Raw genomic sequence first — 13,789 nt, forward strand, 5'->3', positions numbered from 1 at the left:
TTTTGTAAGAAAAATTGAGTTCGCTGTTGCGTGACATGCTGAAATGGAAGGAATTGTCGTGAGAATTGGTACGCCATTAAGTCAATCTGCTGTGAAAGTGATGCTGCTCGGATGCGGCGAATTGGGAAAAGAAGTCATCATCGCGTTGCAACGCTTGGGCGTTGAAGTGATCGGTGTTGATCGCTATGACAACGCGCCAGGCATGCAGGTCTCGCACCGCAGCCATGTGATTGATATGAGCGATGCGCAAGCCTTGCGCGCTTTGGTTGAATTAGAGCGCCCGCATTTTATCGTGCCCGAAATCGAAGCCATCGCTACTGATGAGTTAGTGCGTATCGAGGCCGATGGTCTTGCAACCGTAATCCCAACCGCCCGTGCGACGCAATTGACGATGAATCGCGAAGGCATTCGTCGTTTGGCAGCAGAAGAGCTGGGCGTACCTACCTCAAGCTACCGCTTTGCCAACTCTTTGGCCGAATTACAAGCGGCAACGGCCGAAATTGGCTTTCCGTGCCTTGTTAAACCGGTGATGTCTTCGTCGGGTAAGGGCCAGTCCTTTCTTAAATCGGATGCCGATGTTGAGGCCGCGTGGAACTATGCCGCAGCCGGTAGCCGAGTTGATCATGGCCGTGTGATTGTTGAAGGTTTTGTTGATTTTGAATACGAAATTACGTTGCTTACGGTGCGCTCGCTTGGCGAAGATGGCGATATTAAAACCTCGTTCTGCGCGCCGGTGGGCCATTTGCAAGTGAAAGGCGATTATGTTGAGAGCTGGCAACCGCAACGCATGAACCCGAAAGCGCTGGCGCGTGCGCAAGAAATTGCCGCCAAAGTCACTGGTGCTTTAGGTGGTCGTGGCCTGTTTGGCGTTGAGTTGTTTGTCAAAGGCGACGACGTGTGGTTCTCCGAAGTGAGCCCACGCCCGCACGATACCGGCTTGGTGACCTTGATGAGCCAGTATTTCTCAGAATTCGAACTGCACGCGCGCGCGATCTTGGGCTTGCCGGTTGATGTCAGCCAACGCGAGCCTGCGGCCAGCGCGGTGATTTATGGTGGTGTCGAAGAAGCGGGCATCGCCTTTGACGGTGTCGCTGCCGCCTTGGCCGTGCCGCGCAGCGATTTACGCCTATTCGGTAAGCCAGAAGCTTTTGAGCGCCGCCGCATGGGCGTGGCTTTGGCTGCTGGGCACGACACCGATGTGGCGCGCGATCGCGCTAAATTGGCGGCGGGCTTGGTGCAGCCGGTTATCGTCGAAAATGAATAGCGAGAGAAGTAAATAAGATGAGCTTGCCGGTACTTGATGCCTTTGATCATGTGCACATTTATGTTGCAGATCGAATCCGCGCTGAAGCTTGGTATCAACAAGTCTTAGGTTTCACGCGGAGTGCTGAGCTCGAATTTTGGGCTGTCGATGGTGGGCCTTTAACGTTGCAAAACGCCAGTGGCTCAGTGCATTTAGCACTATTTCAAAAAGCAAACGCCAGCGCTGGGCCAACTGTTGCTTTTCGCGTCGGCGCGCAAGCTTTTGGCGACTGGCGCGCGCATTTGCAGCGCCATGAAGTCAGCGTTGATTTACAAGATCATCAAGTATCGCTGTCATTGTATTTTGCTGATCCTGATGGCAATCGTTATGAAATCACCACGTATGACTATGCGAGCGCGCGCGATTTACTCGCGCTCAATTGACCGCTGGCAAGTTAAATCGCGCATTTTGTAGCAAAAGCACACAGCGAAGACCGCAGGGTTTGATACACTGCGGTCTTTGCTTTTTGAAGTAGTGCGCCACATGTCCGATTTATCTAGCTATCGCAATCGTCTTGCCAAAAACGCCCGTCACTGGGGCAAATGGGCTCGTCGTCAGGGTTTGCAGTGCTATCGCATTTACGATAGAGATGTGCCCGAATACCCGATGATTGTTGATGTCTACGCTGATCGCGTGCATTTGCAAGAGTTCGATACTGGTTGGGTTGAGTCGGATGAAGACTACTCGGCGTGGATCGACGAAGTGCATGCGGCAACGGCCGAAGTGCTGGGTTTGCCGATCGAACACGTGTCGCTGAAAATCCGCAAACGGATGAAAGGCCTGACGCAGTACGAGAAAAACGAAGAGTCGGGCGAGTTTTTTGTCGTCGAAGAAAACGGTCTCAAATTCGAAGTTAACCTCGACGCTTACCTCGACACCGGCCTGTTTCTCGATCACCGCAACACGCGCAAACGCGTGATGGGCGAGGCCGCTGGTAAGCGTTTTCTGAATTTATTTAGCTATACCGGTGCGTTCAGTGTGTACGCTGCGGCGGGTGGCGCGGCGAGCACGCTGACGGTCGATTTATCGAATACCTATCTGGAATGGGCGGGCCGCAATTTTGCGCTGAACGGCATGGATCCAGCCAAGCATCAGCGCGTTCGTGCCGATGTGTTTGAGTTTTTGCGCGAAGCAACGTGCAGCCCGCAAAAATACGATTTGATTGTGATGGACCCGCCAAGCTTTTCCAATTCGAAAAAAATGCTCGGCGTACTCGATGTGCAGCGCGATCATGCTTACTTGATCGAATCGTGTATGAGTATGCTCGCACCCGGTGGCGTGCTGTATTTCTCAAATAATTTGCGCAGCTTTGAGCTTGATCCGATGTTTGTCGGCCAGTGCGAAAACCTGACCGCGCAATCGGTGCCGGAAGACTTCCGCAATAAGCGGATTCATCAGTGTTTCCGTTTCACCAAACGAGCGATTTAACAAGGCTGCGCATCCCGTGATCGCTGTTTAGGTGGTACTCGAAATCCTCATGTACGGTAAGTACATTCCGGTTTCTGCGTTCCAGCCGCACAGCGCTGACGCTCGCTCTCGTTAAACTCGCACTTATATTTTTGATGATGTCGTCGATGAGTTATCCCTTTTACCCCGCGCCGCTGGTGCTGCTCGATCTGGAAACCACCGGCGCGAAGCCCGCGAGCGATCGAATTACTGAAATCGGCTTGGTGCATATCAACCAAGTTGATGAGGGTATTGCTAGCTGGAGCGCTTTGGTTAATCCTTGTCAGGCAATACCCCCGTTTATTCAGGAGCTAACGGGGATTGATGACGCAATGGTGGCCAATGCGCCAACGTTTGCGGATCTTGCTGATGAAGTGCTCGCCAAGCTGGATGATCGCATCTTTGTTGCGCACAATGCGCGCTTTGATTACACCTTTTTGCGCAATGAATTTAAGCGCCTAGGCATGACGTTTCGTGCCAAAGTACTGTGCACGGTGCAATTGTCGCGCAAGCTCTACCCCGATGAATTCAAACACAGCTTGGATGCGCTGATCGCGCGCCATGGGCTGGAATATCACGGTGAGCGCCATCGTGCGCTGACCGACGCTGAGCTGATTTATCAATTTTTAAACGCAGCTGTGAAAGATCTTGGCGCGGAACGCGTACAGGCGGCGATTGACGAATTGATTCGCCCACCAGCGTTGCCGCCGCAAATTGATGAGCGCGTGATCGACGATCTGCCCGATACCGCTGGCGTGTATATATTTTATGGCGAGCGGGACGAGGCGCTGTTTGTCGGCAGCAATAGCAATTTGCGCCGCCGCGTGTTGCAGCACTTCGGCAAAAAAGCGGGAGATGGGCAAGCGGCGCATTTGTCCGCTGCGCTGCGCCGGATTGATTGGATCGAAACCTCGGGTGATTTAGGCTCGGCCTTGCTCGAACGTCGTTTGCTGAGCCAATTACGCCCACGCTTTAATCCATCGGTGCGTGGCAAGGTCGATCAGACGCAAAGCGTGTGGGAAGTGGTTTTGCCTGAACTCGGCGCGAGCGAACAAGCCCTGCAAATTAGACTGCTACCGCTATCTGATATGCCGCAAGCAAAGGGTGACTTATTTGGCCCGTTTCGCGGCGCGCGTGAAGCGCAAAATGTGCTTAATCGGATTATCAAAGGGCAGGGCTTGTGCCGCGTGACGTTGGGCCTCGAAAAACCAAAGAAAAGCGCTCACGCTGGCGCATGCGCGGCGTTTGCGCAAGGCGAATGCCACGGTGCTTGCGTAGGGCGTGAACCCGTCAGCATGCACCATGCGCGATTGTTATCGGCTTTATCTAAACACAAACTCGCTGAGTGGCCGTACACAGGGCCGATCGGCATTACCGAAGGGCCGGAGTGGGCGCAGGTGATGCATGTGATCGATCAGTGGGTATACTTGGGTGAGGTACGTGATCAGAGTGAACTAGCAGAGGTGCTTGCAGCGCCATACCCTGATTATGATTTGGATATGGCGAAACTGATACGCTCAGAAATTAAAAAGGCCCAGCACATCAGCATCCTTAAAGCTTAATTCCCTAAGCGATGTTCAGCTCGGCGCCAGCAGGTATGTGGGGCTTCGTCGGGCCAGCACATGACGGTTGGGCTGCTGAAGGTGGATTTTGTCATCGGCGGCTTGACGTCGAACATCGCTAACGTCATCCCTGCTGTGAGCACAATAATCACAAAACTGATTTTTTCTAGCATCGGGTTTCCCCTAAGGAAGAATCAGTCTCAATTCTATATTTCTTTATTGGAAATATATTGTTAAATATTTAGTAAGCTGATGATCGGTTATGGGTAATAAAAAAGCCAAGCGAATTGCTTGGCTTTTTGGCGTTGAGCAATCAATTAAGCAAAAATCGCTTGAATATCATCGCTCTCGCTCAGCGTGAATTTCTTATCGGTTGGCACGAGTTGGTTGCCGTCAAATTGGCCGATGTGGTAAATCGTACCAAACGAGAACGTTGGCGCAGCCGCACCTTGACCGCCACAGACTTCAGCGCCACGGCGGACATTATCCGCCATCCAGCCTGGCAAACGCAGGTGGTATGGATTGCGACGTACTTCTTCCACGTGACACGCAAGCGCAGCGATCAAATCAGCGGTGTCTTGCTCGTTGGTTGCGATCAGTGCATTTGGCGCTTCCATTTGACGCCAGAATTCACTTTGTACGATGGTGCAGCTGTGGTTCGCTGCTTTCAAGGCATCGACCACGAGGTAATGTGTACCGATGTGCGCTGAGTGGTAGTCATTATTGTGCGGGCAAACCACCACTTTCGGTTTGTGTTCGCTGATGATTTTAGCAATCACGGACACTTTCTCGGCCCATGCTGCTGGATCGCTATCGCGCGTTTTGGTCGTTACTGACATCAGGCCGCCTGGAATGGTTTCCAATAGACCCCAGCCGAGGTAATCGCAGGCGTTTTTCAGCTCAACCCAACGCTCTGGCTGGCGTTTGGCGTTTGAGCCTTGCGTTACCGCAACGTTGATTACGTTAAAGCCCGCTTCGCGGCCCAAGCGCAATGGAAGTGCGCCGATAATGCATTCATCGTCAGGGTGAGGAGCGAAAATCATCGCGACAGGTGCATCAGCAGCCACGGTTTTGGCGGCGCTACCCAAAGTGCTTAAATCACTAAAAAGTGGGGCATCTTGTTTTTGTAATAGCTCGTTATGCGCTTGTACGAGTGCGAGGTAAGGATTGCTCATTCGATGATCGCTCCAACAGTGAGGGTAAATGATGCCCTAAGGTCCGCAATCTGCGTCGCGTAAGGCATGTGCAGAATAGGCAAGAGTATAGGCGCTCCGCCTTGCTCGACCAAGTGCTTTTGTGGCTTAGTTCGGATTCCTCTGATGATTCTCAGCTTTTTGGCCGAAAGCGGTTCTGATGCAACGCGTCAAATCTGGCAGAATGTGACAGGAAGCTTTAATCACTAAAAACACGACCTACTTTCATGCGCTATTTTTATTCCTCGTTTGTTGTAACACTGTGCGGTTTATTCGGCGCGTGGCTGCTTGCTGGCTGGGCTGGTTTGTGGATTGCGTTTAATTTGGCCTTGCTTGAGACCAGCCTCAGTTTCGATAACGCGGTGGTGAATGCATCGGTGCTCAAGCATTGGGATGAAAAATGGCGGCGGCGTTTTTTATTGTGGGGTATGTTGATTGCAGTGTTTGGCATGCGGGTGATTTTTCCGCTGATTATTGTGGCGGTAATAGCTGGCATGGCGCCGATGCCGGGGCCGATGGCGTTGTGGGAGTATTTGAATACGCATATTTGGCCTGCGCATGATGTGCTGTCGATGGCGATTATTCAACCAGATCGTTATGCGGCGATTTTGTCTTCCGCGCATATCGAAGTGACTGCTTTTGGGGGGGCTTTTTTGCTGTTGGTCTTCCTCAATTTTTTTATCGATTACGAAAAAGACACGCACTGGTTTGCGCCGCTGGAGCACATTTTGGCCAAACTGGGTCGGATTGAGATGGCCGCCGTGTTGGTCAGTTTGCTGACTTTGCTGTTGCTAGCGGCAAGTATGCCGATTGCGACGGCGCAGCGATTCCTAGTGGCAGGCTTGTGGGGGGTGATCGTATTTATCGTGGTCGATGGACTGGGTGAGGTGATTGGCGATGAGGGTGCTGCGGCGAAAACGGGGTGGGCAGGCTTTATTTACTTAGAAATCCTCGATGCATCATTTTCGTTTGACGGGGTGTTGGGGGCCTTTGCGCTGACGAAAAATATTTTTCTGATTGCGATTGGCCTGGGTATTGGTGCGATGTTTGTTCGTAGCTTTACACTGATGCTGGTCGAAAAAGGAACGCTAAACGCGTTTAAATATCTGGAGCACGGTGCATTTTGGGCGATAGGTGCGCTCGCGGCGGTAATGCTGCTGGCCGCACAGATGCATGTGCCTGAAGTCATTACCGGTGGCGTGGCTGCGCTCTTAATTATGCTCTCTGCACTGCATTCTTGGTTTATTCGGCCAAGTGGTGGGGTATCTTCATCGAGCTGATTTTTAATAAAGCTTTGGGCTATATACCCTTGTTTTAGTTCTGATGAAATATTTATTTTAGAGTGGTGAAAATAGCGATCATGGGATCGCTATTTTTTTTGTCGGTGATGTTTGTATGTCGCGCTGCACCACTGGGGCTAAATAGTCGATAGTTTTGCTTTGGCTTTTCCAATATGTCAGCTAAAAACAAATGGAACTTAGGATTGCTAACGGGGGGTCAAAATGAATAAAAAGCTCTCGCCATTTGTTATTGCCCCGATTGCGTTTTTGCTCGCAATGCAGGGGGCAAGCGCCATGACTTTGGGCGACTTACAAGTCAAATCATATATTGGGCAACGATTCAAAGGGGATATTCCATATCGTTTGGGCGCCAATGAACGTTTACTTGAAGACTGCCATGCAATTCGGCAAATTAGCGGTGATGTGAATTATTTGGGATCGGCCAGTTTGCAAGTGATTCCGTATGGCGATGGAAACTCCGGCGTAATTCGTATTACCTCGCAACGCCCCAGTGACGAGCCCATCATGGGATTTGCCCTTCAAGTGCAATGCGAAAATATTGACTTAACACGGGAATTCACTGTTTTTCTTGACCCAGCTCCGATCGTCGATGCCCCGGTAGTGTCAGACAAAACGAAAACTTTGCCGCTGAATACGTCAATCGAAGCTAAAAAAGCGCAGATGACAACGGTTGTTAAAAAAGACACCAGTTTGGAGCAAATTGCCCGGCGTTATTATTCTCTAGGTTCAACTCAATATGAGCGCTATTTGCAGAAACTTAAACGCAGCAACCCAGACTTTACCGCAGATGAAGTGATTGTGGCAGGGACTGAATTGCATGTTCCTCCCAGACCGAAAGCCAAGCCTAAAGCCGTTAATTTGAACGCGGCACCACCTCAATTAGCGGCAAACCCGCCTCAGCTTGCTAATGAGCAGGGCTTATTACGTCTGGAGGGGGCTGAACGGCAGGTCAGCGTACCCAATTCCAAGGTGAACCCCGATGCGTATGTAAAAGAGCTGGAGGCGAAGGTTGCCCAATTGACGGAACTGCGGCAAAAGTTACAAATGGAGATCGATGCTCTAGACCAGCGTTTGGCACTCAATGCAGCAATAAGTGCGCAGCAGACAGGGTTGGCGAGTGGTATGGCTAGTGCAGTGGCGACTGTCGCGCCTAAGCCGGTGCAAACGGCTGCCGCAATCGCAAAACCCGCTGAATCGACCGTTAAAAGATCTGTCGATAACGGGATGACCTGGCAATGGCCGATGGTTGGGTTCTTGGCCTTTGTGGGTGGGGGAGTGTGGTGGTGGTTGCGTCGCCGTACTGAGCAGGATGGTTTTGATTCGGTGGCATCACACAGCGTCTTGAGTGTATTAAAAACGAATTACTCGCCGCGGCACGCCGCGCCCACAGAGTTGTCATTAATTCAGCAAGCCAATTCGGCTATTCAGGTATCAGATGCGGAAACATCGAGTTTAGAGCAGGCTCAGTATTATTTAGCCCATGGTGATACTTTCCGTGCTCTGGAATTGCTGCAGCAATTACTGGATGCAGACCCGCAAGACGTTGAACGCTGGTTGATGCTATTTCGGGTTTATCGTCAGCAAGGGATGAAGTCAGACTATATTCGTCTGGCACAACAATTTAGAGCGCAAGATCCAAAACCAGCCGATGATGATTGGGAGTTGGTTCGCAGTATCGGCTATAAGCTAGCGCCGGAAGTGGAGTTGTTCGCGCGCGGGGATTCAACGCATGTTGCAGCTGCTGCTGAAAAGCAGCAAGAACAACCTGTAGATTTAGCCATTGAGAATTTAACCATGGCCACTCAGGCAGCCAGCATCGGCAAAGAACCCGATAATATTAACTTGCTTGAGGCATTTCAGGCTAAGCCAGCCATGGTGAAGCCATCTACAGCACAAAAAATCGCACCGCCATTAGCAGGGGATGAAACGATCAATGTGCCTGAGCTTTCGGTGATGAATCATCAGGAAGATATTTCTAGCTTGGAACAATTTGAGTTTGATGTGAAAGAATTAGAGTTTGACGATGAAAAAGAGAAGGCCAACAAAAACTAATTGAAAGATCCGTAATAAAATCTATGCTCAGCCAGAACTTTGCAAGCACAATTTACTGATGAATAATGACTTTGAAGCCTTGCTCTAATCTATTCGGATTCTGTTGGACTCAATAGCCCGATCCTTGATGTGAGCCGCTCCTGACGATCCTTAAAAAGCCCACAGTCTCGTGGACTGTTTTTATTGCCAGGTTAGTCGTCAGGCCGTGGGGCCGCTTGTCTTCATCAGTGTCTGTCTTGCGCAAAGGCAGGCTTCACTCACCGCCGGTTCTGCCGGCGGTTTGTTTTTTCATGCAAGGTCCGCGGGTGCGGGTGATACTCGTCCCCTGTGGCGAGGATCGCCCACACCACGCGGGCCAATTTGTTGGCGACCGCACACGCCACTACATTGCCGTGTCGCCGCACCATCAATTCTCGCGTCCATTCGGCGATCGCACTGTCCCAGCGTGTCGCGTTGAGCATGATCACGTGCGCGCACTGCACTAACAATCGTCGCAACGACTTGTCACCTCGTCTGCTGATGCCCAATAGTTTGGCTTTGCCGCCCGTCGAATGCTGCCGCGGCACGAGGCCAAGTGAGGCAGCAAAATCCCGTGCTTTGCCATATCCTTTGGCGTTGCCCGCATCGGCGGCGAGTTGGCTGGCGGTGATCGGACCGATGCCGGGTATCGTCATTAAACGTGTGGCGACATCATTGCTGCGTGCCTCAGTGGCAATCTGCTGGTCGAGCACCTGAATCAGGCGTTCCAGCAACAGCACGTGCTCGAACTGCTGCAACAAGATCTGCCGCACCATCACCGGCAAATCATCGGATGGTGTGGCGAGCAAGGTGGGCACTTGCCGGATACCACGCATGCCTAGCGGCAATGTGATGCCAAATTCCAGTAGCAAAGCATGGATCTGATTGGTGGTTTGAATCCGCTCGGCCATGCGGGCTTCGCGCATTCGATGCAAGCTCGAAACAGCTTGTTGTTGCATTGATTTGATCGCGACATAGCGCATTGAAGGACGACAAGCGGCTTCGCAGATGGCGTGTGCGTCGATGAAGTCGTTCTTGTTGCCTGTGACGAAGGGGCGAATGTACTGAGGGGCAATCAGCTGGGCGTGATGTCCGAATTCGATGAGTTTGCGCGCCAGCCAGTGCGCACCGGCGCACGCTTCCATCACAATACGGCAAGGTGGATGCGTCGCAAGAAACTCGATCAAGCCTGTGCGGGTGAATTGGCGCTTGTAGAGAACGTGCCCTGCCACATCCTGTGCGACAGCGTGAAAAGTGTGTTTGCCAATATCAAGCCCAATCAAAGTTGCAGTTGCCATGATGATCTCCTCGCCAGAAAAGAAAACAGCCCCTACAGCTTACGCCTGCAGGGGCTGGTTCTGGCTGACCATCACATTAAGCCTCGATTCTTTCCGTAGAGTCGAGGCTTTTTAGTTAGTGCAACTTAATACATTGCAAGTAAAACTAGCTAATTACTGCTCAGTTTTTTCTGGAAACGGCTCACCACGGGTTTTCCACAGTGAGTACAGCACACCAGCGAGCAACAGGCCAAACGTCACACCTAATGAAACCGCGGTTGGAATCTTAAAGTCGACCAAGCCTTCGTGATTGAAGTATACCAAGCCCACCTTCACACCGATGAATACCAATACCACTGACAATGCGTATTTCAGGTAATGGAAGCGGTGAACCATTGCTGCCAAAGCGAAATACAGCGCACGCAAACCTAAAATCGCGAAGATGTTTGAGGTGTATACGATGAAGGGATCTTGAGTGATCGCGAAGATCGCAGGAATACTATCCACCGCGAAGACCAAGTCAGCCGTTTCAACCAAGATCAAGGTCAGGAACAGCGGAGTAGCCCACCAGCCTCTCGCCAAACCGTGATCTTCACCACGAACCCAGAAGTTTTGGCCGTGCAAAGTTGGGGTGAAGCGCATTTTGCGACGTAGCCATTGGTAGAATTTATTGTCTTCCAAATTGCCGTGTTCATCGTCCGAGAACAGCATTTTCACGCCAGTGAAAATCAGGAATGCACCGAACAATACCAACACGCCTTGGTATTTTGCAACCAAGACTGCTCCGAGGCCGATCATGATGGCGCGCATCACAATCACACCCAAGATGCCCCAGAATAGGACGCGATGTTGATACATCCGTGGCACGCCTAAGCTGGTGAAAATCAAGGCAATCACAAAGACGTTATCCATCGACAACGATTTCTCAATCAGATAGCCTGTAATGTACTCCATACCCGCTGTCGCACCTTTATACCACCACAGCCAAGCACCAAAAGCCAAGCCCATGAAGATATAGAAAGCCGATAATTTCAGGCTTTCGCTGACCGAGATTTCATGTTGATCTTTGTGTAATACACCTAAGTCAAACGCCAGCAGGGCAATGACCAAGCCAAAGAACATGAGCCAGACCCATAAAGGATAGCCAACCCAAAGCGTAGTAAAAAATTCCATAAATTTCCCTTACCCCGTTAGGTAATACAATGTGGATTAATTATTAATATATAGCGTACACAACCGCGAACTACACTATGAACACAGATTCAACAATAAGTTTCATTGATAGCCACTGCCATTTAGATGCCAGCGAGTTTGATCGTGATCGTGACGAAGTCGTCGCGCGTTCAATTGCGGCTGGTATTCATCAGTGGGTAGTTCCGGCGGTCAGTGCTCAAAGTTTTGCCAAGACGCTAAGCATGCAGCAATTATACGGTGCAAAAATTGCTTTGGGTTTGCATCCTATCTATGAGGCAGAGCATGATGACTCCGACTTAGGACAATTACAGGGATTGTTGGAGCAAGGGCATGCTATTGCTGTGGGTGAGATTGGTCTAGATTTTTATTTGCCAAAACTGAATGTTGCTCGGCAAATTCAATTTTTTGAAGCTCAGCTTAAAATAGCCCGCGATTATGATTTACCAGTGATTGTGCATATTCGGCGCAGTCAGGATCATGTGCTCAAATATCTTCGGAAATGGCGAGTAAAGGGCGGTATTGCCCACGCTTTTAATGGCAGTGAACAACAAGCAAATGAATTTATTAAATTAGGTTTCTGCCTAGGGTTTGGTGGTGCCATGACCTATAGCGGATCACAGCGCATCCGCCGACTTGCGCAAAATTTGCCGCTGGAATACATCGTGTTAGAAACTGATGCACCCGATATTCCGCCTGCGTGGTTGGCTGGTCCGCCCATGCAACGAAATGAACCTGCCGAGTTGTTACTGATTGCAAATGAGTTGGCGAAGCTGCGGGGGATAGATCTAGCAAAAGTTGCTTTACAAACAAATGAAAATGTATCCCGGGTGCTTGAGTTAAGCCTTGAGCGATAAAAAAATGCCGTTCACAACAGGAACGGCATTTTATTCTTATATGCCGATGCGAGTGTTTTTATCACTCGTTGCTTTGCTGCTCCCACGGTAGCGGCACTGCGATGTCGTTCAGAATGAATTTTCCCTTTTGCAGCGATGCCTTGGCTGATAATAAATCACCGTTTACTCGGATGAGATTTTGATCGGCAAGCTTGTTGATCTGTCCTTCAACAAATTGGCTAGCTAAGTAGTCAATATCGGCATGATTGACATCACCTGCTGCTCCATCGGCGTTGCTAAACATATTGCGTGCTTGCCACATCACTAGTGTTTCAACAACTTTACGTGGAATCACAAAATCGGCTTTGGCGTCGAGTTTGTTGACCAGATCAACAGGCTTTTCCAAATCAGCCTCAACAAAGCCCTTTAAGCCCACTGAGCCAGAAAAGTGAATTTTGCCATTAGGTAACTTCACTTCCAGTTTACGAATGGCAAATTCTGGGTCGTTTTTCAATAATGGTAGGCCGTGTTCTTTTGCTAATTTGCTCAAGGCTTCTGTGAGCTGCTCGCGAGTAAGTTTTTGTTTTTGCAGTAGTGTTACTTCATCGCTAATTTTAGCTAATGTTTTACCGTGCAAATGATTGGCTTCAGCCAGCAAAATAGCTGGGCCGTAAGGTTTGTCGTTGAGAGTGAGCTTATTTAAGTCAAATTGCGCACTGCCATTAATAAACTCACCTTGTTCGCTCACTTTGCCGTGATAAACCAAGTTTTCCAGCTTGAGCTTCAGTGGATTGCCTTCTTGCATATCCAAATCAAACTGAGCTACTTTTGCGGTGTTGGTGCCGATCATGATTTGATTGGCGCCTTTGCTTTGATTCAGATTAATCGTCAAGCCCTGTAGCGCAAAAGAGCCCTTAGACTTAGCTTCGCCAGATAGGCCGGGAACGCTGGCGTCAAATTTTACGCGATTGAAATCACCGCCGTAATCGAGCGTGGCTTCTAAGCCTTGCCACTTGGCTTTAACGCCAGACAGCGCTTCTTCATAGTCAAAGCTTGGCACAGAAATTTTCATCACGCCATCGTCGTTAAAGGCGATGCGGTTTTCGATGCTAATTGGTTTTTGTTCACCAAAAAATTTGGCTAAGAATTTTTGTGTATCTTCGCTGTATTTAAAGTCCGTAGTCACAACGGCTTTATATGGAATGGGGTTGAGGCGAGTTAGCAGCGGTAAAGGGCCATGTTGAATGTGATTGGTGTAAGTCACTTCAAACGTTTGCAGCTTTTCGCCTTCTTTTTCTAGCAAAAAGCGATACAACTCTGGGTTGACTTGCAAAGTGGTGGTTTCAGTCGAGCTGAGCCAACCTCGCTGATAGCTGTGCGATTTAACGATAAAGTACGGCAGTTTGCTGATCCAATCGTGCTGTTTAAGCATCGTAGTTTCAACTGCTTGACCAGCATAATAGCTGCCACCCAAGTAGCCAGTGCTCAACACGAGCAAACCGAGTGCACTGCCTGCGATTACTTTACGTTTCACCGTGAAACCTCTAAATTTGATGTTTGTTTTACCGTGTTGCGATTATATCTGATCGATGTAAAAACAGGCGCCGAAG

12 protein-coding genes are annotated in these 13,789 nt (G+C 50.0%); 7 read left to right on the forward strand and 5 right to left on the reverse strand.

What is annotated here, in order from left to right; translation table 11 throughout:
• The first annotated feature begins 43 nt into the window (after positions 1-43).
• The 4 genes from purT (at position 44) to NT239_13330 (ending at position 4,311) form a co-directional block, all read left to right on the forward strand.
• Positions 44-1,264, forward strand: coding sequence for a formate-dependent phosphoribosylglycinamide formyltransferase (gene purT / locus NT239_13315; protein ID XGA70735.1), 1,221 nt, complete (start codon positions 44-46; stop codon positions 1,262-1,264).
• A gap of 17 nt (positions 1,265-1,281) precedes the next feature.
• Positions 1,282-1,686, forward strand: a complete 405-nt coding sequence (locus tag NT239_13320) for a VOC family protein (GenBank protein XGA70736.1) — start codon at positions 1,282-1,284, stop codon at positions 1,684-1,686.
• 100 nt (positions 1,687-1,786) lie between these two features.
• A complete protein-coding gene (locus tag NT239_13325) occupies positions 1,787-2,731 on the forward strand; it encodes a class I SAM-dependent methyltransferase (protein XGA70737.1) in 945 nt (314 codons plus the stop codon).
• Between the two features lie 146 nt (positions 2,732-2,877).
• Positions 2,878-4,311: an exonuclease domain-containing protein gene (locus tag NT239_13330; protein ID XGA70738.1), complete on the forward strand. Its 1,434-nt coding sequence runs from the start codon at positions 2,878-2,880 to the stop codon at positions 4,309-4,311.
• On the opposite strand, the gene NT239_13335 is transcribed toward NT239_13330, so the two are convergent.
• Positions 4,308-4,484 (reverse strand): hypothetical protein, encoded by a 177-nt coding sequence (locus NT239_13335; protein XGA70739.1) that lies wholly within the window; start codon positions 4,482-4,484, stop codon positions 4,308-4,310. The two genes, NT239_13330 and NT239_13335, sit on opposite strands and share 4 nt — an antisense overlap.
• Positions 4,485-4,628: 144 nt before the next feature.
• A complete protein-coding gene (locus NT239_13340) occupies positions 4,629-5,486 on the reverse strand; it encodes a PIG-L family deacetylase (protein ID XGA70740.1) in 858 nt (285 codons plus the stop codon).
• A 245-nt stretch (positions 5,487-5,731) separates the two neighbouring features.
• On the opposite strand from NT239_13340, the gene NT239_13345 reads away from it, so the two are divergent.
• Together NT239_13345 and NT239_13350 are read left to right on the forward strand one after the other, a co-directional pair.
• Positions 5,732-6,784, forward strand: coding sequence for a DUF475 domain-containing protein (locus tag NT239_13345; GenBank protein ID XGA70741.1), 1,053 nt, complete (start codon positions 5,732-5,734; stop codon positions 6,782-6,784).
• Between the two features lie 222 nt (positions 6,785-7,006).
• The gene (locus NT239_13350; protein ID XGA70742.1) at positions 7,007-8,857 is read left to right on the forward strand and encodes a hypothetical protein; all 1,851 of its coding nucleotides are present in this window, start codon (positions 7,007-7,009) and stop codon (positions 8,855-8,857) included.
• Positions 8,858-9,114: 257 nt separating this feature from the next.
• Here NT239_13350 and NT239_13355 read toward each other — a convergent pair whose 3' ends face one another.
• Both NT239_13355 and NT239_13360 read right to left on the reverse strand, forming a co-directional pair.
• Positions 9,115-10,173 (reverse strand): IS110 family transposase, encoded by a 1,059-nt coding sequence (locus tag NT239_13355; GenBank protein XGA70743.1) that lies wholly within the window; start codon positions 10,171-10,173, stop codon positions 9,115-9,117.
• 153 nt (positions 10,174-10,326) lie between these two features.
• On the reverse strand, positions 10,327-11,325 hold the full coding sequence (locus NT239_13360; protein XGA70744.1) for a TerC family protein: 999 nt from the start codon (positions 11,323-11,325) through the stop codon (positions 10,327-10,329).
• A gap of 77 nt (positions 11,326-11,402) precedes the next feature.
• On the opposite strand from NT239_13360, the gene NT239_13365 reads away from it, so the two are divergent.
• Positions 11,403-12,200 carry a TatD family hydrolase gene (locus NT239_13365; GenBank protein ID XGA70745.1) on the forward strand — a complete coding sequence of 266 codons (798 nt, stop codon included), beginning with the start codon at positions 11,403-11,405 and terminating at the stop codon, positions 12,198-12,200.
• A gap of 61 nt (positions 12,201-12,261) precedes the next feature.
• Here NT239_13365 and NT239_13370 read toward each other — a convergent pair whose 3' ends face one another.
• Positions 12,262-13,713, reverse strand: a complete 1,452-nt coding sequence (locus NT239_13370; GenBank protein ID XGA70746.1) for a YdgA family protein — start codon at positions 13,711-13,713, stop codon at positions 12,262-12,264.
• Between the last annotated feature and the right edge of the window lie 76 nt (positions 13,714-13,789).

It is taken from the genome of Chitinibacter sp. SCUT-21, assembly GCA_041874755.1.
Classification (GTDB): Bacteria; Pseudomonadota; Gammaproteobacteria; order Burkholderiales; family Chitinibacteraceae; genus Chitinibacter.